17 protein-coding genes and 1 pseudogene are annotated in these 17502 nt (G+C 46.9%); 10 read left to right on the plus strand and 8 right to left on the minus strand.

Features of this window, described 5'->3' with window-relative positions; genetic code table 11:
* Positions 1-53 precede the first annotated feature (53 nt).
* Positions 54-716 carry a hypothetical protein gene (locus tag NYE22_RS04735; protein WP_326256402.1) on the minus strand — a complete coding sequence of 221 codons (663 nt, stop codon included), beginning with the start codon at positions 714-716 and terminating at the stop codon, positions 54-56.
* A gap of 347 nt (positions 717-1063) precedes the next feature.
* Here NYE22_RS04735 and NYE22_RS04740 point away from each other — a divergent pair.
* Together NYE22_RS04740 and pucE are read left to right on the plus strand one after the other, a co-directional pair.
* Positions 1064-1555 (plus strand): annotated as a pseudogene (locus NYE22_RS04740) (molybdopterin cofactor-binding domain-containing protein); the annotation flags it as partial.
* The gene (gene pucE / locus NYE22_RS04745) at positions 1546-2067 is read left to right on the plus strand and encodes a xanthine dehydrogenase subunit E (RefSeq protein WP_038829786.1); all 522 of its coding nucleotides are present in this window, start codon (positions 1546-1548) and stop codon (positions 2065-2067) included. The pseudogene NYE22_RS04740 and the gene pucE, both read left to right, overlap by 10 nt.
* Before the next feature lie 207 nt (positions 2068-2274).
* Here pucE and yuzJ read toward each other — a convergent pair whose 3' ends face one another.
* From yuzJ to pucR, 6 genes are all read right to left on the minus strand, one after another.
* The gene (gene yuzJ / locus NYE22_RS04750; protein WP_038829787.1) at positions 2275-2406 is read right to left on the minus strand and encodes a YhzE/YjcZ family sporulation protein YuzJ; all 132 of its coding nucleotides are present in this window, start codon (positions 2404-2406) and stop codon (positions 2275-2277) included.
* A gap of 423 nt (positions 2407-2829) precedes the next feature.
* Positions 2830-3174, minus strand: a complete 345-nt coding sequence (gene uraH, locus NYE22_RS04755) for a hydroxyisourate hydrolase (RefSeq protein WP_161986394.1) — start codon at positions 3172-3174, stop codon at positions 2830-2832.
* Positions 3174-4658 carry a factor-independent urate hydroxylase gene (pucL, locus tag NYE22_RS04760; RefSeq protein WP_043940190.1) on the minus strand — a complete coding sequence of 495 codons (1485 nt, stop codon included), beginning with the start codon at positions 4656-4658 and terminating at the stop codon, positions 3174-3176. The genes uraH and pucL overlap by 1 nt, the downstream gene beginning before the upstream one ends.
* Before the next feature lie 12 nt (positions 4659-4670).
* Positions 4671-5963 (minus strand): uric acid permease PucK, encoded by a 1293-nt coding sequence (gene pucK / locus NYE22_RS04765; RefSeq protein WP_041850568.1) that lies wholly within the window; start codon positions 5961-5963, stop codon positions 4671-4673.
* Positions 5964-5968: 5 nt separating this feature from the next.
* The gene (gene pucJ, locus NYE22_RS04770; protein ID WP_032727095.1) at positions 5969-7318 is read right to left on the minus strand and encodes a uric acid permease PucJ; all 1350 of its coding nucleotides are present in this window, start codon (positions 7316-7318) and stop codon (positions 5969-5971) included.
* A gap of 144 nt (positions 7319-7462) precedes the next feature.
* Positions 7463-9058, minus strand: a complete 1596-nt coding sequence (gene pucR, locus NYE22_RS04775; RefSeq protein WP_014477890.1) for a purine catabolism transcriptional regulator PucR — start codon at positions 9056-9058, stop codon at positions 7463-7465.
* 174 nt (positions 9059-9232) lie between these two features.
* On the opposite strand from pucR, the gene NYE22_RS04780 reads away from it, so the two are divergent.
* The 7 genes from NYE22_RS04780 (at position 9233) to yunB (ending at position 15360) form a co-directional block, all read left to right on the plus strand.
* Positions 9233-10573: an allantoinase gene (locus NYE22_RS04780; RefSeq protein WP_161986395.1), complete on the plus strand. Its 1341-nt coding sequence runs from the start codon at positions 9233-9235 to the stop codon at positions 10571-10573.
* A gap of 96 nt (positions 10574-10669) precedes the next feature.
* The gene (locus NYE22_RS04785) at positions 10670-11017 is read left to right on the plus strand and encodes a hypothetical protein (RefSeq protein ID WP_161986396.1); all 348 of its coding nucleotides are present in this window, start codon (positions 10670-10672) and stop codon (positions 11015-11017) included.
* 37 nt (positions 11018-11054) lie between these two features.
* On the plus strand, positions 11055-11903 hold the full coding sequence (locus NYE22_RS04790) for a DUF72 domain-containing protein (RefSeq protein ID WP_003243895.1): 849 nt from the start codon (positions 11055-11057) through the stop codon (positions 11901-11903).
* Positions 11904-11920: 17 nt separating this feature from the next.
* Positions 11921-12742: a sulfite exporter TauE/SafE family protein gene (locus NYE22_RS04795; RefSeq protein ID WP_003228670.1), complete on the plus strand. Its 822-nt coding sequence runs from the start codon at positions 11921-11923 to the stop codon at positions 12740-12742.
* Positions 12743-12761: 19 nt separating this feature from the next.
* Complete coding sequence (locus tag NYE22_RS04800; RefSeq protein ID WP_038429566.1) at positions 12762-14150, plus strand: bifunctional UDP-sugar hydrolase/5'-nucleotidase; 1389 nt, start codon at positions 12762-12764, stop codon at positions 14148-14150.
* A gap of 64 nt (positions 14151-14214) precedes the next feature.
* The gene (locus NYE22_RS04805) at positions 14215-14520 is read left to right on the plus strand and encodes a YunC family protein (protein ID WP_019712942.1); all 306 of its coding nucleotides are present in this window, start codon (positions 14215-14217) and stop codon (positions 14518-14520) included.
* Between the two features lie 72 nt (positions 14521-14592).
* Positions 14593-15360: a sporulation protein YunB gene (gene yunB / locus NYE22_RS04810; protein ID WP_015483652.1), complete on the plus strand. Its 768-nt coding sequence runs from the start codon at positions 14593-14595 to the stop codon at positions 15358-15360.
* Between the two features lie 27 nt (positions 15361-15387).
* On the opposite strand, the gene lytH is transcribed toward yunB, so the two are convergent.
* On the minus strand, positions 15388-16368 hold the full coding sequence (lytH, locus tag NYE22_RS04815) for an L-Ala--D-Glu endopeptidase (RefSeq protein WP_003243462.1): 981 nt from the start codon (positions 16366-16368) through the stop codon (positions 15388-15390).
* Positions 16369-16602: 234 nt separating this feature from the next.
* Here lytH and lipA point away from each other — a divergent pair, with 234 nt between their 5' ends.
* Positions 16603-17499 carry a lipoyl synthase gene (gene lipA, locus NYE22_RS04820; protein ID WP_003222888.1) on the plus strand — a complete coding sequence of 299 codons (897 nt, stop codon included), beginning with the start codon at positions 16603-16605 and terminating at the stop codon, positions 17497-17499.
* The last annotated feature ends 3 nt before the right edge of the window (positions 17500-17502 follow it).

The raw sequence follows: 17502 nt of genomic DNA on the forward strand, positions 1-17502 counted from the left end.
TCTTTTGGTTATAAATTTAAAAGGAGGCTTTGTGTGGATTGATTAACTTTACTTTATTGCATTACTCTTAGTACGGCGAACCCAGCAGTATCAATATCCATTCTTAGCACATAGCTCCTTGTATAGTAGTCAGCTATGTTCCCGAAAGCATACAACGTAAACTGTCCACTTGTTTCTGTGATTCCCATTTTAGGGCTTGTAGCATTCTTTCGAATGATACGGCTGGACTGTTTATCGTTTTTAGCGAATGTACCTTGGAAACCATGGTAAGCTCTTCTTACAGTTAAGCTTCTTCCTTCATGTTTAATATCTGCTTTGACAGAAATGTTGGCATTTGCTGTGACATAGAAGTATTGTTTTCTTAAAGTGTATGTTTTGTATGTGGCTTGGATGTCAGCGTCACTTTGGGTGAGGTTCTTAGGAAGATTTTCTTTTGATGTAGGAGTTATTTCTAGGGAGTAGACAATTCGGCTGCCGTCATCAAATTTAACTTCGAGAGATTGTCCATCTTTGAATTGGAGTTTTTCTGGATCTTGTCCTAATTCTTTTAGTTTTTTAACTTCGAGTTCTGTGTCCATTGCTTGAGACGTAGCAAGTTTGGCTTGCATAGCATTTGATGGAGTGTGAACTCGTGGTGTTTCTGACGCTGATGCTGGTGCAACAGGGACCAATAACAAAGCGGCGAGACTAGGCATTAATAAGGATCGTTTTTTCACTCTTTCCTACCTCTTTCCTATTTGAAGTTTGATACATTCGTAGTATACTTGAAAAAATAGGGAAATCATAGGGTTTATTGTCAAATAAAAGAAAAATAGGAGGAATTTACTATGGCGACTTTAGGTATCATTATTCCGATTATTGTTTGGTTAGGTATCATTTATTTAATTGTTAGATGGTTCTTGAAAAGAAGAAAGAACAAAATTTAACCATAGTAAATCCTTTTTTGCTCCAAGATGTTTGTTTAAGGTAGCATGAAGGGCTGCCTTGAACATTAAAACTTACAGAGAGAGCCTATCAAATTTGATAGGTTCTTTTTGTATTTAAAAAAGTAATGCTTTTCAAAACAACGGGAGATCCTGTGGTGGGCGGCCATTTCCTCTACTCATTTGGAGCGGCTGCCGTTGAGGTGGAGGTAGATCTGTTAACAGGCGATGTCAAATTGATAGATTGTGAGCACGCTATTGCGGCAGGTCCGGTTGTCAGTCCGCAGGGATATCGAGGTCAAATTGAAGGCGGCGCTGTCATGGCACTCGGCTATACGCTGATGGAGGAAGCGAAAATGACGGACGGCCGTTATGCCGCAGAAAATCTAGATCACTATTTGATCCCTGGAGTCAAAGACGTTCCTAACATGAAGGTGATCGCAATAGAAGAACTAATGAAGGGTGATGCATATGGACCACGCGGTGTTGGCGAAATTGGAACGATCGCCATCACTCCGGCGATTGTAAAGGCAGTACATGATGCGGTCGGATGCTGGATAAACAAGCTGCCAATTTCAAGAGAAGAGCTGCTTGAAGCGATCGACAGAAAGGGGCTGAAGCAATGGACGTAAAAGAGGCTGGGCCATTTCCTGTAAAAAAGGAACAGTTCCGGATGACCGTGAATGGGCAGGAGTGGGAGGTTGCTGCCATTCCTACGACACATCTGAGTGACTTGCTTAGAAAGGAATTTCAGCTGATCGGGACAAAGGTGTCCTGCGGAATCGGCCGCTGCGGAGCCTGCTCTATTTTAATCGACGGAAAACTGGCCAATGCGTGTATGACCATGGCTTATCAAGTGGACGGCCACTCCATTACAACAATCGAGGGCGTACAACAAGAGGAACTGGATATCTGCCAAACCGCTTTTCTGGAAGAAGGAGGCTTCCAATGCGGCTACTGTACCCCAGGAATGATAATTGCGCTTAAAGCACTGTTTCGGGAAACCCCTCAACCTTCTGACAAAGATATAGAAGAAGGGCTGGCGGGGAACTTGTGCCGGTGTACCGGGTATGGCGGGATTATGCGGTCAGCTTGCAGGATTAGAAGAGAGTTGAACGGGGGTAGTCTGGAGTCCGGCTTTTAAGAGCCGGACTTTTTTAGCCTCAGTCAGACAGCGCGATCAAGACGCAGAAGCGTTGTGGGAAAACACACGCGATAAATCTCGTAGAACTTGACAGCTTCTGGATTAGAAAATGATTAGTGAATCCATAGCAAAGACGCCATAAAAACTTCTTATGGCGTCTGTCGGACAGGGAGGTGTTGGATACGGCGGAGGCAAGGAAAGTTAAACTTAATAATTAAAGATAGCTGCTCCAACAATGATCAACAAAATGAATAGCACCACGATCAAAGCGAAGGAGCTCCCGAAACCGTTTGAGTAACCAGAGTTTCCATTGTATCCACCAGAATTGTAGAATCCCATAATGTCACCTCCTTTAGTGGAGATAGTATAAGATATGCCAAACGATCATTTTCGACATAGATTTAAGTCTAAAAAAGAAAAAATGAATATTTTGTCTAAAGGTGTAAGAGAGAACGCATTATCAAAACTATTAAAACCGCAGCAATTGTTTTCAGAGTAATTTTTCGAGAAAAAACGCGGTCTGTTTATTGGATTGGAAAAGGGAGCTCGGCTTCTAAGAGCTGACTTATTAGTTTGAAACCCCGATTTATAAATGAAAGGGCTACAGGATATTTTTCTCGTAGGCAATTATCCTGAAAAATATTGGTGAATGTTTATTCAAGCTGTTGTTTCACTAAGCGTGGGATCACTGCAAGTACTGTCCTAGGATCAAAAGTTTATTGAAGTGCAAATAGAAGCCCGCCTCACCGGCGGTCTTCCTTCTTAACTCCCCCTATACACCTGATAACCAAACGGCGACAGCAAGAGTGGGATATGATAATGTGCATCTGGATCTGCAAGCTGAAAACGGACGGTGACTATGGTTAAAAATGGCTGGTCGACCGTATTCACGTTTTTATTCGCAAAATAGTCTCCTGCATGAAATTCCATCACATACTCTCCGGACACCAGCTCTTCACCAGCCAGCAGAGGGACATTGGCTCTGCCGTCATTGTTAGTGTAAACCTCTTTCATAATACTTTCGCCCAGCCGCTTCAATTCAATTTTTACGTTCGCCGCTGGTTTGCCGCAGGTTAAATCTAAAATATGGGTTGTCAGCTTTCCCATCAGGCTTTCAGGCTCCGACATTTTTCAGCGGCTTTCTGTTTTTCTTTCTCGGCGTCTTCTCTTGTCACGGTAAAATGTTGGAAACCGTATGGCGGGCGCGGTTCGGTGTAGACTTTTCCTTGTGAGCCCGGGATTTCTTCGACAACCGCATCCCACGTGTGATTTTGAGATTGGAAGCTGACATCAGTGAGCTGCGGGAACCTCGCTAATATTCTGCAGCCGATATGATAGATTAAGTTTTGGATTGAAGGGGTTTCGAGCTCGTGAAAAACGGTGCTTGCCAAGTCGCGGACTTGTTCAGCCGCGACGTAGCGGGCTGGATCAGAAGCGTATGCGTCATTTGTATTTTCATATTGCCAGCTGATGTTTAAATAGACAAACAGCGGGCGGTTGCCGTCTTCGGGAAGAGTCGTATATTCGTCCCGGATGAAGCCGACGAAGGAGTTGCCGCTCACCTTGACGAGCTGAAGATCCATGATTTCGCTGTATTGCTCTGTAATCGTTATGGTATTCCCGCTTCGTTCTGCTTTCAGCACAGAGCGGCTTCGTTCATTACGCGATCTTCTGAAGACGAGGCGGCTTGTACTGAGCTCTTTCTCCTCGTATGCAGGCATTGCTTCAAACGGAATGTCTTCGCCAGTCAGAGTGATCTTGTCCATATGAGAATAGGTATCTAAAAATCGGTGAGCTACATAGTGTAGGAACCCCTCGGTTGTCGTTCCTTCATAGGATGCGAGATGGCGCTGGATAAAGTTTTTCATTGAATCCGTTGCCACGACGAGAGTATTGTCTCCGTCTGTAAATGATGGCAGGAAGGCTTCTCCGCCAATTTCGCATGTCACATCAACGCCCACAACGGTATTGCTTCTCCCGGCAAAAGATGATTCTGGGATTTGCTTCACTCCAGTGAGCGGTTTTAAAAACGTTCGGTATGCAAATACATTTCCTTTGCCATAAGACATAGTTCTTTTCATTTGCGTCTCTCCTTTTTCAGTGATGATGTCAGCCAGACGAAAGCGGGCGATTCGGTAAATTTCTATAAGGGCCTGCTGGAACTCCGTTTCTCGTTCGCTCTCAAGCCTTGCCAGCAGGGCTTGGTGAATGTCCTGTTTCGTCTTTCCCTTCACCGCTAAAATAAAAGGAAAGCCGAAGCGATCATAATAGTGTTCATTCAGCATGAGAAACTCCTCGTATTCCTGCTGTTCTAATTTGCTGAGCCCCGCGTTCTGCTGCTCTCGTACCGAGTCATCGCTCATTGTTTTCTTTGTTCCGAGCCGGGGATGCTTTTTGATTAAATCAAGCTGTGTCTCGCGATCCGCGGCTTTTACTATGCCAGTCATTTTGCGGTGAAGATCAGAAAGGGACGAAAACGGCCGTAGTGCTGCGGATCTCTCCGCAATCCATGAAGAGTGTTCAAAAATAGAACCAAGTGTGCCTGTCAGTGTTTGTGTGTCCATTTGGTTCAGGTCATCCATTGTGAACATTGGCATCTTCCTTTACGTTTTTATGTCTGCGCCATTCGGCTGTTTGGTTTGAAAAAAAGCGTGCAGTGCAATGGCCGTCAAACTGCCGATCACAATTCCGCTTCCTGCCAAGACAGAGGCCGCGCCCGGAAGAGATGAAAACAACGCGGGAACTGTTGTAGCGCCAAGCCCCAAGCTGACGGAAGAGGCGATAATCAGCAAGTTGCCTTGCGAATCAAGGTCAACGCTGGATAGCATTTTGATCCCGTAAGAAATGACCATGCCGAACATGACGATCATTGCGCCGCCGAGAACTGGGGTGGGGATCACTGTTGTCAGGGCCGCTGCTTTTGGAACCAGGCCGATCGCGACCAGTATGATTCCTGTGATGGCGATGACGTTGACACTTTTCATCTTTGAGAGCTGAACGATGCCGACATTCTGCGAGAAAGCTGTATAGGGAAACGCGTTAAATAAGCCGCCCAGCAAAATCGCAAGGCCTTCTGCCCGGTAGCCCTTTTCCAGATCCTTCCCCGACAGCCTGCGGTTTGTGATATCAGCGAGGGCAAAATAAACGCCTGTCGATTCAACGAGGCTGACAATCGCAACGAGAAGCATCGTGACAACAGCCGGCAGCTCAAAGGTTGGCGGTCCGAAATAAAACAGAGACGGAACATGAAGCCAAGACGCTTCCAAGACCTCAGAAAAATCGACCTTTCCCATCAAATATGCAGCCGCTGTTCCTGCGATAAGACCGAGTAAAATCGCTATGGAGCGGATAAAGCCTTTAAAGAAATAAAATAGCAATAAGATAAAAGCTGTGACGCCAAACCCGAGGAGCACGTTGTCGAGTGAGCCGAATTCTTTGCTTCCTTCACCTCCGGCCAGGTTATTCATTGCCGTTGGAATCAGGCTGATGCCGATGATCATGACGACTGATCCGGTTACGACAGGCGGAAAAAAACGGACAAGCTTCCCGAAGAAGCCCGCGGCTAAGACGACAATCAGTCCTGCGGCGATAATGGCACCATATATCGCTGGGACACCGTAAGTGCTGCCGATGGAAATCATCGGGCCGACTGCGGTAAACGTACATCCGAGCACAACGGGAAGGCCGATGCCGAAATATCGGTTTCTCCAGAGCTGCAAAAGAGTTGCCGCCCCGCACATAAACAAATCAATCGCGATTAAATACGTCAGCTGCCCCGCATTCAGCCCGATCGCCGCTCCGACGATCAGCGGAACGAGAATGGCTCCCGCATACATGGCAAGCATGTGCTGAAGCCCCAGCATCATCAGCTGTAAGGCATTGTGTTGTTCCTTCATCTTTTTTACACCTCTTTTTCTAATACGAGTGTACGTTCTAATACCGGAAGTTCTGTTTGCTGTGCTGTTAATTCTTTTTTGCCGCGCAAGCTGAAAAAAAGATTCAAAAAGATGGCGGTCAGGCTTCCGGTGATGGTGCCGTCACTGACCAGAATTCTAATCGGAGCGGGGAATTCAGCAAAAATCCCGGGGACCGTGCTGGCGCCGATGCCGAGTGCGATTGAGCATGCGATGGTCAGGAGGTGGTATTGATTTTTGAGATCCGCTGTGCTCAGCATTTTGACGCCAGAGGCAATCACCATGCCGAACATGACGAGGGTCGCGCCGCCAAGTACAGCAGCAGGAACGGCAGATGCAAGGGCGGCAATCTTCGGAATCAGCCCGAGACAGACAAGGATACAGCCTGCGGTAACGACGATGTTTCTTGTTTTCACTTTGGTCAGCTGCAATAAGCCGGCGTTTTGCGCAAAGGTATTATAAGGAAAGGCATTGAACAGCCCGCCGATGAGAATGGCGATTCCTTCCGCTCGATAGCCTTTGACGAGATCTTTTTCAGTTAAAGGTCTGCCGCATATCTTTCCGATTGCGTAAAAAACGCCGGTTGATTCCACAATAATGACGATTCCGACGATCAGCATCGTTAAGATCGGACCGATTTCAAACGTGGGGGCTCCGAAGTAAAAAGGCTTCGGGATTTGGAAGAACGGTGCTTCTGTAACAGAAGAAAAGCTGACTTTGCCCATGATCGCTGCTGCGGCTGTTCCGGCGGCGATGCCGATCAGAACGGACAGTGTTCGGGCAAATCCTTTGAGAAAGCGGTTGAGGACTAAGATCAGAACAAGGACACCGACAGAGAGAAGAAGGTTTTCGAGCGAACCGTATTCCGGGTTGGCGCTGCCGTTTATTTTTTCGCCGCCAGCCATATTTTTCACACCTGTCGGAACAAGTGAAAGGCCGATCAAGGTCACAACGGTACCTGTTACGACAGGAGGAAATAACACAGTCAGCTTGCCGAAAAAACGCGCAAACAAAAAGATGAACACACCGGCCGCGATGATGGAACCGTAAATCGCGTGAATGCCGTAATTGCTGCCGATTGCAATCATCGGGGTGACGGCCACAAATGAACTGCCAAGCATGACGGGAAGCCCGATGCCGATGTATGCTCCGCGCAAGGTTTGCAAAAGCGTCGCGACGCCGCACGTTAACAGGTCAATCGCCAATAGGTAGGACAGCTGTTCAGTTGTTACATTCAGCGCCCTGCCGACAAGCAGGGGCACCAAAATCGCACCTGCATACATGGCGAGCACATGCTGCAGGCCAAGCGTAAACACCTTAAACGATCTTTTTTTCACCATAGTCCCTCCCTGTATGTGAACTTTAGTAACATGATATCGTGCCGGCCGAGGGGTGTCATTGGATACAGTAGCTGAAAAAGACAGGTGTGATTGCTGAAAGTGACGAAAAATGATTCATTTTGTAGGAAAATGTGACAAACGTTAGCTGATCAGCCGCTGCATACGTAAGGCAAGCCGCAAACGCATCGTTGTTTCAGGATCTTTTAAGCTTTTACCCAGAAGCTCTTCGCATTTTTCAAGGCGGTATATGACCGTATTGCGATGAACGTACAGACGCTTTGCCGTCTCTGAAATTTGGCAGTGTGTCTCTAAATAGACGGAAAGCGTATGAAGCAGGCTTTGATCCTCCTGCTGTTTTTCAGCGAGGCTCTGAAGCGTGGAGTTGTAAAATTTCTTCAAATCCTCAACTGGGAGCAAGCGCAGAAGCTCAGGCACATCTTTGGCGTGATACACCTGGATAAATGCGGTGCTTCTTGACAAATGCCCCGATTGCAGAGCATCAGAAGCTTCTGTGAAAGCGTCGGGAACATCAATGAGCTTTTGGCAGATATTGCTGATGCCAAAGGACACGGTTCGTTTAAATTGAGCGCTGACCTGTGTTTGAAACTGTTCTAAAAAGCTGATCACCGAGGCGTGCATTTCACTCCAGCTGTCTGTCGCCTCGATTAGAATAATGCCGACATTTCCTTTCATAAAGAAGTGAGGCGGAAACGGGAAGGCTGATAGTTCACCTTCAAGAAATTCGAATACGCTGTCGGAAGCGAGCTGATTTTCTGTAAAACTGATTGATTCATCATTCCGATCGAGTTTGCCGGCAATGCACATGTATTTTTGATCCCAGCGCAGCTTGAATTCTTTCGCCCGGTTTTTGATTTCGTCATCTGAAGAAAAGGACCGTTCAATAAAATTGTTGAAAAACTCATTGCGAGCCCGCCGGCTGAACTGCTTCAGCGCATTTTCCTTCAGCAGTTCAAAGGAAATGACGTTGGCCGCTTGTTCAATCGTGAGGATCAATCCTTTATCGCCGGCCTGGACCATGTCCGGTATCAGCAGGTAGCCGCAGTTTTTTTCGTGATTATAAATAGGCAGGACAGAATATGTTTTCTGATCTGAGATTGTAGAGAAACAAGTGAAAAACGGCCCGGATACGGTATTCAGGGTGCCTTTCAGCTTTTCAGTCTCAACTGAAATCTGATGAGACGCGGACAGCATTTTGGCATGCTGGTCAAGCAGCAGGACGGGAAGCTGAAGGAGGTCTGACACCTTTTTAAGGAGGGATTGCAGCCCCTTGCCGCTCATAATGTGGTTTGTGAATTTTTTGTGCGCGTAAATGGCTTGCTGCAGCTCGTTAGAACGCATATCGAGAATGTGGCTGAGTGTGGCATTTACAATATCGCCGAGGCGGATGTGTTCTGGAAGTTCAATGATCGGAAACGCATATGAATCGGCCAGTTCGATGATTTCCTTCGGGATATCTTCCAGATAGCGCTTTGTTTTAATGCCGAGGCCCGCGCAGCCGCGTTTTGCCATTTGCCGAATCAGTTCAGATAATTGATGCGGGTGATCCTTCAGGTGATAGGCGGTGGTGACGAGCAATTCATTCTTATGCAAAAAGTCTGCGATATCCGGAGCGTCCATCATATTGACATGCTGAACCTCTCTTTCCCCTCCTGCTTTTCCAGCGATTAAATTGGCGTTTTCAAAAGCCGGTATTTTCATCACATCAAAAATATTCATAGCGCATTCTCCTTTTCTATAAAAACATTGGTTAAGGTGAATAATTTTCAATAGGAATTCTAGCGGTTTTGCTGATGTAATACGATCATAGTAGCAGTAAACTGTTGAAAATAGAACTGGTTGTGTTACATAAACTGACATGAAAAATCGTCATCCTGACATGGGGGGATCAATATGGCTTACGATATGGTGATAAAAGGTGCGAAGGCAGTTACGTCAGATGGCGTTATAGAAGCTGAGATTGCAGTTCAAAACGGTGTCATTGCCGAGATAGGTTCTGACATTGAAGCAAGCGGGACGGAAATCATCCAGGCAGACGGGAAATACGTGTTTCCTGGTGTGATAGACTGCCATGTTCATTTTAATGAACCGGGCAGGGAGGATTGGGAGGGGTTTGAAACAGGTTCTCAAATGATGGCCGCAGGCGGTTGCACCACCTATTTTGATATGCCGCTCAACTGTATTCCATCAACCGTGACGGCAGAGCATCTTCTCGCAAAAGCTGAGCTAGGCAGGCAAAAATCTGCCGTGGATTTTGCGCTATGGGGCGGCCTTGTGCCAGGCCATATCGAGGACATCCGTCCGATGGCTGAAGCGGGAGCGATCGGGTTTAAAGCGTTTTTATCAAAGTCAGGCACTGATGAGTTCCGCTCTGTTGATGAACGGACATTGCTCAAAGGCATGGCAGAAATCGCGGCTACAGGAAAAATCCTCGCTCTCCACGCGGAAAGCGACGCGATCACAAGCTACTTGCAGATGGTTTTGGCCAATAAAGGAAAGGTGGATGCGGATGCGTACGCCGCCTCCCGCCCGGAGGAAGCAGAAGTTGAAGCGGTGTATCGCACGATTCAGTATGCGAAGGTGACAGGCTGTCCGGTTCATTTTGTCCATATCAGCACGGCGAAAGCGGTCCGGCTGATCAGAGAGGCGAAACAGGAAGGTCTTGATGTTTCGGTTGAAACATGTCCGCATTATGTCTTGTTCAGCCATGACGATTTACGGCAAAGGGGCTCTGTCGCAAAATGCGCGCCTCCGCTCCGGTCGCGGCAATCAAAAGAGACGCTGATCGAGACGCTCATTGCCGGGGACATTGACATGGTTTCCTCAGACCATTCCCCCTGCCGTCCATCCTTGAAGCGGGAGGATAACATGTTTTTATCATGGGGCGGAATCAGCGGCGGGCAGTTCACTTTATTAGGAATGCTGGAACTGGCGCTTGAGCATCAGATTCCGTTTGAAACCATCGCAGAATGGACAGCGGCGGCCCCTGCAAAACGATTCGGCCTTCAGAAAAAAGGGCGGCTTGAGGCGGGGTGTGATGCAGATTTCGTGCTCGTCAGCATGGAGCCGTACACTGTTACAAGAGAATCGATGTTTGCAAAGCATAAAAAAAGCATTTACGAAGGACATACATTTCCCTGCAGCATTTCGGCCACTTACAGCAAAGGCCGGTGCGTGTACAATGATGGGGAAAAAATCACTGAAATTGACGGAGCTCTGGTCGTTCCTTCGTAAGCCCGGCGGATTTTACCGCCGGGTTTTTTGATTTCCTCCGTTCTAGTTTTTAAAATCTCATCAACGTGGTATCTTTTTTTAAAGGAGGCGGAGGCAATGGAGCATGTCAAATCCATACTTAAGCAATCCTGGTCGCGTCATTCGAGCTCTAAATGGACGGAAGAATGCCCGTCATGCGGCCAATGCGGCGTGACGGCATTGGTGATTCAAGACCATTTCGGCGGCACGATTTTCAAAACAAAAGTCGGTGAGAGCTGGCATTTTTACAACGGCATCAATGGTGTGATGTACGATTTTACGAGTGAGCAGTTTCAGGCGCCTATTGAATATCAGCATATTCCTTCCTCAAGAGAAGAGGCGTTTTTAGATACGAATGAGGAACAATATCAGCATCTTCGTTCTGCATTTTCCCGCCATATGAACAGCATTTCCAAGGAAACCTGAAAACACGTGTGATAAACTGGAAGAGAGGTGAATGAGTGTGATTTATATCGGACTGACGGGGTGGGGGGATCATGACAGCATCTATCCGCCGAAAACGGCCAGCCAGAAAAAATTGCAGGCCTATTCCTCCCATTTTCCGATCGTGGAATTAGACGCGAGCTTTTACGCGATTCAGCCGGCGCGCAATAATGAAAAGTGGGTGAAGGAAACGCCCGAAACCTTCCAATTTATCGTGAAAGCATATCAGGGCATGACAGGGCATCAGCGCGGCGAAATTCCCTTTGACTCAAAAGAGGAGATGTTTGATGCGTTTAAGGTGTCTTTAACGCCATATTTACATAGCAATAAGCTCGCCATGGTGCTGTTTCAATTTCCGCCGTGGTTTGACTGCAAGAAGGAGAATGTCGCCTATTTGAGATGGTGCAAGCACCAAATGGGAGATATTCCTTGCGCGCTTGAATTCAGAAACCGTTCCTGGTTCTCGCCGCCATTTTATGAGCAGACGCTTTCATTTATGAAAGCGGAAGGCTGGATTCACAGTGTCTGTGATGAACCGCAAATCGGAGAAGGCAGCGTTCCGACCGTGTTGCGCGCGACCGATGAAAACAAAACGCTCGTCAGGTTTCACGGACGCAACAAGCAGGGCTGGATGAAGCCTGATGGCGGGAAAAACTGGCGGGAGGTCAGGTACTTATACCGCTACAACCAACAGGAGCTGGAGGATTGGAAAAAGCACCTGAATGAATTGCAGCAGCAATGTAAGGATGTTTTTGTCCTGTTCAACAATAATTCCGGCGGTGACGCCGCGGATAACGGCAAGCAGATGCTTGAACTGCTTGATATCGAGTACAGCGGACTTGCTCCGAGACAGCTCGATTTATTTTAGAAAAGAGGTTTTTATTGATGTCGTTTGTGATTTTGGTCGTACTGGGATTAATCGCAGGTACGGTAGGAAGTCTGATCGGGCTTGGCGGCGGAATTGTCATTGTGCCATCTCTGATGTTTTTAAGCACAGTGACGCAGCTGTTTCAGGATGTGACGCCGCAGGTTGCGATTGGAACTTCGCTTTTGGTCATTATTTTTACGGGCCTTTCTTCAACTTTGGCTTATATTAAATATAAAACAGTTGATTATAAGAGCGGGCTCATTTTCTTTATCGGTTCAGGTCCCGGCAGCATGATCGGGGCTTACGTGTCAAAGCTGTTCAATTCAAACTCGTTTTCCGTTTGGTTTGGCATTTTTATGATTCTGATTTCATTATCCTTAATGCTGAAAGCGAAAGCCCGGCCAATCAACAAAGCGCACAAAGGAATTATCCGGACATTTCAGGATGATGCCGGTGAGCCTTATACGTACTCATATCAGGCCTCTGTGGGTATTGCCATTGCCTTTGTTGTCGGTTTTTTAGGCGGACTTTTCGGTATAGGCGGCGGATCACTGATGGTTCCGGCGATGATGCTGTTATTTCTGTTTCCGCCGAAGGTTGCGGTGGCAACGTCCATGTTTATTATTTTCCTGTCTTCTATGACAGGGTCTGTTTCACATATGATTTCCGGGCACGTCAATTGGCTGTATGCCCTCGCGCTTGTGCCTGGCGCTTGGTTCGGCGGAAAGCTTGGCGCCGCCATCAACAGAAAAATGCAGACGAAAACGATCGTTATGATCATGCGGATCGTATTGATTTTGATCGGCTGCCAGCTCATTTATGAAGGCATTTTCAGCTGAACGATTAGGGAGAGATATTATGAAGGAGAAGCTCCGCTTATATCATACAAATGATTTGCACAGCCATTTTGAAAATTGGCCGAAAATTGTAGATTATATAGAGCAGAAAAGAAAAGAGCATCAGTCAGACGGCGAAGAGACGCTCGTTTTTGATATTGGCGATCATCTTGATCGTTTTCAATTCGTGACAGAGGCGACATTCGGAAAAGCGAATGTCGATCTCTTAAACCGCCTTCACATTGATGGAGCGGCGATCGGCAATAACGAAGGGATTACGCTTCCGCATGAAGAGCTTGCTGCCTTATATGATCATGCTGAATTTCCTGTCATCGTCTCTAACCTATTTGATAAAAATGGAAACCGTCCGTCCTGGGCGGTGCCTTACCATATCAAATCATTGAAAAACGGTATGTCCATTGCTTTCTTAGGTGTAACTGTGCCGTATTATCCTGTATATGACAAGCTGGGATGGACAGTAACGGATGCTCTTGAAAGCATAAAGGAAACCATTCGGGAAGTGAAAGGGCAGGCTGATATTATCGTTCTGCTGTCACATTTAGGCATTCTTGATGATCAGGCAGTGGCTGAAGCGGTACCTGAGATTGATGTAATCCTCGAATCACATACCCATCATTTGCTTGAAGATGGACAAGTGGTGAATGGGGTACTGCTGGCCAGCGCCGAGAAATACGGGCATTATGTCGGCTGTGTAGAAATCACGGTGGACAGCGTACAGCAAAGCATCATCAGCAAAACGGCTTCTGTGCAGAACATGGCGGAATGGACAGGAGAATCCGCAGAAACAAAAGCGTTTCTCAATGAAAAAGAACGTGAAGCCGAGGAGAAACTGTCCGATGCCGTTGCAGAGCTTGCACAAGATGCTGAGGTGAAGTGGTTTGAAGAATCAGAGCTGCCTTTGCTTTTGGCGTACGCCTTAAAGGAATGGTGCGAGACGGACATCAGTATGGTCAATTCAGGTGTCATTCTCGGTCCGCTAAAAGCAGGTCCTGTGACAAAGTTGGATCTGCACCGCATCTGTCCGCATCCGATCAACCCGGTGGCTGTCCGCCTGACGGGAGAAGAATTGAAGGAAACCATTGTCCATGCCGCTTCCGAACAAATGGAGCAGCTCCGGATCAAAGGACTTGGCTTCCGCGGAGAAGTGATGGGGAAAATGGTGTATGCCGGCGTTGAGGTAGAAACGAAACGGCTCGATGACGGGATCACCCACGTCACCCGGATCACACTGAACGGGGAAGATATTGAAAAACATAAACAATACTCCGTTGCGGTGCTTGATATGTTTACGCTCGGCAAACTGTTTCCGTTGATTCGCGACGCTGCAGAAAAAGAATATTTTATGCCGGAATTTTTGCGTGATCTGCTTGCTTGGAAGCTTGCGCAATAAGGCAGTCAGCCCACAACAAGCTGTGCCCTTCATCATAAAGTGATGAATGAAGGGAGTGGTTGACGTGGTAAACCTGACACCGATCATGATAGAAGGACAGCCTTTTACAGCTGTGACAGTGAAACTTCCAAAAACGAATTTTATGGCCGTCGCCAATGATCACGGATATATTATGTGCGGTGCGCTGGATGTGGCGCTGCTGAATGAAAAATTAAAGGAGCGCGGCATTGTGGCGGGACGCGCAGTTGGTGTCCGCACCATTGACCAGCTGTTAGACGCACCTTTAGAATCCGTCACGTACGCTGCGGAAGATCTTGGCATCAAAGTCGGTATGAGCGGCAGAGAAGCGCTTTTAAAAATGGTGAAATAAAATAAATTGGCCCCGGCTATTACTATGTCCCCTCTTACAAGCATACATTGTGATATGTAAGGGGGGATTTTCTTGCCAAGATATCGCGGCCCTTTTCGCAAGAGAGGACCTTTGCCTTTCCGTTACGTGATGCTCCTGTCCGTTGTCTTTTTTATCCTGTCAACAACGGTCAGCCTTTGGATGATCAATGGCTCGATCAAACCTGTTTTAATGGACATCGGCGAGATGGAAACGAAGCGTATAGCGACAGAGGTGATCCAGGATTCGATTGAGGACTATATGTCTGACAGTGAAAATATGAAAGATATGTTTCAAATGAATTCTGATGAAAACGGAAACTTAACGACAATCGATTTTAATACACAGGTTGTAAACAGTGTGAAAACAAAAGTGACAAAGCAGCTTCAGGCTCATTTGAAAGAGATGGAAACCCATACCGGACACAGCGGCGCCAGTGAAAACATTATGATCAACATTCCGCTGGGACAGGTAACCGGCAACAGCCTTCTTGGAAACCTCGGGCCGAAAATCCCGGTCCGGTTCAATTTAATCGGTGACGCTTTTACAGATGTCAAAACCAAAATCAAGCCGTATGGCATAAATAACGCACTTATTGATATCAGCATCTTTGTCGAAATTAAAGTGAAGGTCATCATTCCATTTGCCAGCAAAACCGCTGTCGTCACAAATAATGTTCCTGTATCGATTAAAGCAGTGCAGGGCGAAGTGCCGCAGTTTTATAATGGAAGCGGCGGCTCGGGTGTCACGCCTTCTGTCCAGCTCCCGAGCAGCAAAGAAGAAGACGGTGCTGATTCAAAAAAAGAAAAAAGCAGCAAATAAGCCGCCTGTCGAAGAGGCGGCTTTTTGTTACTTCTTTTTTTGGTATTCATATCGCTCCCACGCCCTCAAATGCGGGTATGGATCAAATGACCATTCGGTTCTTCCGTTATCTTTGTACATGCCATAGTGCAGATGCGGCGGGAACTTCCCGGCGGTTCCCGGCGGCCCGTATCCGGAGCTTCCGACTGATCCGATCACTTGGCCGGGCTCAACGATTTGTCCTGTTTTAATCCCTTTGGCAAACCCATTGAGATGGGCAAAATAATGATACGTATTGTTAATGTCCCTGATGCCGATTCTCCATCCTCCGAAGCGGTTCCAGCCCTTCATTTCAACTACGCCGTAACATGTGGATTTGACAGGAAGGCCGTAATGGGCAAAGATATCCGTACCTTCATGAATCCGCCTTCCTCCGAAGCCGCGGGCATCTCCCCACGTGCTTCGATAGCTGTAATCGGTTCTGATCGGAAGCGGGAATGCATGCTCGCCCAGATCAATATGGCCGTAGGCTTTAAACAGCTTCATGAATTCAGATATGATCCCCACTGTCTGATCACGCCGGTAATAATTCCAAAGCCCGATCCGGATGTTGTCTTCATCTGTGCCATACGACAGTAAGTATTGGCTGAACGTATACAAAATATCTTCATCGTTGCTGACCTCGGCTTTCCCGTCTCCATCGCCATCCATTCCGATTCCGTCAAACACTTTAATGCTTAACGGCGCATCGTCTTTCGGATTCGGGTTTTCAGGCCCGCTCCAGATATCATCGGGTATATAGATGCTGATGATTCCCGCCTTTTCAGGCAGATCTTTCCGGTTGCTCCGCACGTTTTCTTCGTATTGATCAACAGCGGCGAGCGCATACCAAGGGATCTGCGTCACAGCTTCGATTTTATGATATAATTCCATCCGTTTCGACAGCACTGGATCTGAAAGCTTTTTTCCAGACGCAGAAGGCTCAAATGCAAACAAAAGGAGAAGAAGAGCGGATAACAAAACTTTCACAAAATAATCTCCTTTCATATTGAATACACATAGTTTGCGGCAACCCGGCTTAAAAATGTCAGTAATCATCTTCCCTTGTCGAGAAATTTTTCCTATGTTAAAGTGTCTAAAGAAAAGACTTTCTTTAGTTAGAAAAACATTATTTTTGTTGCAGAACTAAAATCTGCACCTTTCTCGTTTTCAGAATGTTTCGTGTCAGAAATTGAGTATATTGGATATTGGAGATGATGGGAATTGGCAAAGAAAGACGAACACCTCAGAAAGCCCGAATGGCTTAAAATTAAATTAAATACAAATGAAAACTATACAGGGCTCAAAAAACTCATGCGGGAAAACAACCTTCATACCGTATGCGAAGAAGCAAAATGTCCGAATATTCATGAATGCTGGGCTGTCAGACGTACAGCGACATTTATGATTTTAGGTTCTGTTTGTACAAGAGCATGCCGTTTCTGTGCTGTCAAAACAGGCCTTCCAACTGAGCTTGACCTGCAAGAGCCGGAACGCGTAGCGGATTCAGTCGCGCTTATGAATCTGAAGCACGCGGTTATTACGGCTGTTGCGCGTGACGATCAGAAAGATGGAGGGGCAGGCATTTTCGCGGAAACTGTCCGTGCGATCCGCAGAAAAAGCCCGTTCACAACAATTGAGGTGCTGCCGTCTGATATGGGCGGAAACTACGATAACCTAAAAACCTTAATGGATACACGCCCAGACATCCTGAATCACAATATCGAAACGGTTCGCCGCCTGACGCCAAGAGTCCGTGCGCGTGCGACGTACGACCGTTCATTGGAATTTTTGCGCCGTGCGAAGGAAATGCAGCCTGACATTCCGACAAAATCAAGTATCATGATCGGGCTCGGCGAAACAAAAGAAGAGATTATTGAAGTAATGGACGACCTCTTGGCGAACAACGTGGATATTATGGCAATCGGCCAATATCTGCAGCCGACGAAGAAACACTTGAAAGTCCAAAAATACTACCATCCTGATGAATTTGCAGAATTAAAAGAAATCGCGATGCAAAAAGGCTTCAGCCATTGTGAAGCCGGTCCGCTTGTCCGTTCCTCTTACCATGCGGATGAACAAGTAAACGAAGCATCTAAAAAGCGTCAAGCCCAAGCATAATGC

It is taken from the genome of Bacillus sp. FSL K6-1560, from assembly GCF_038592935.1.
Classification (GTDB): Bacteria; Bacillota; Bacilli; order Bacillales; family Bacillaceae; genus Bacillus; species Bacillus subtilis.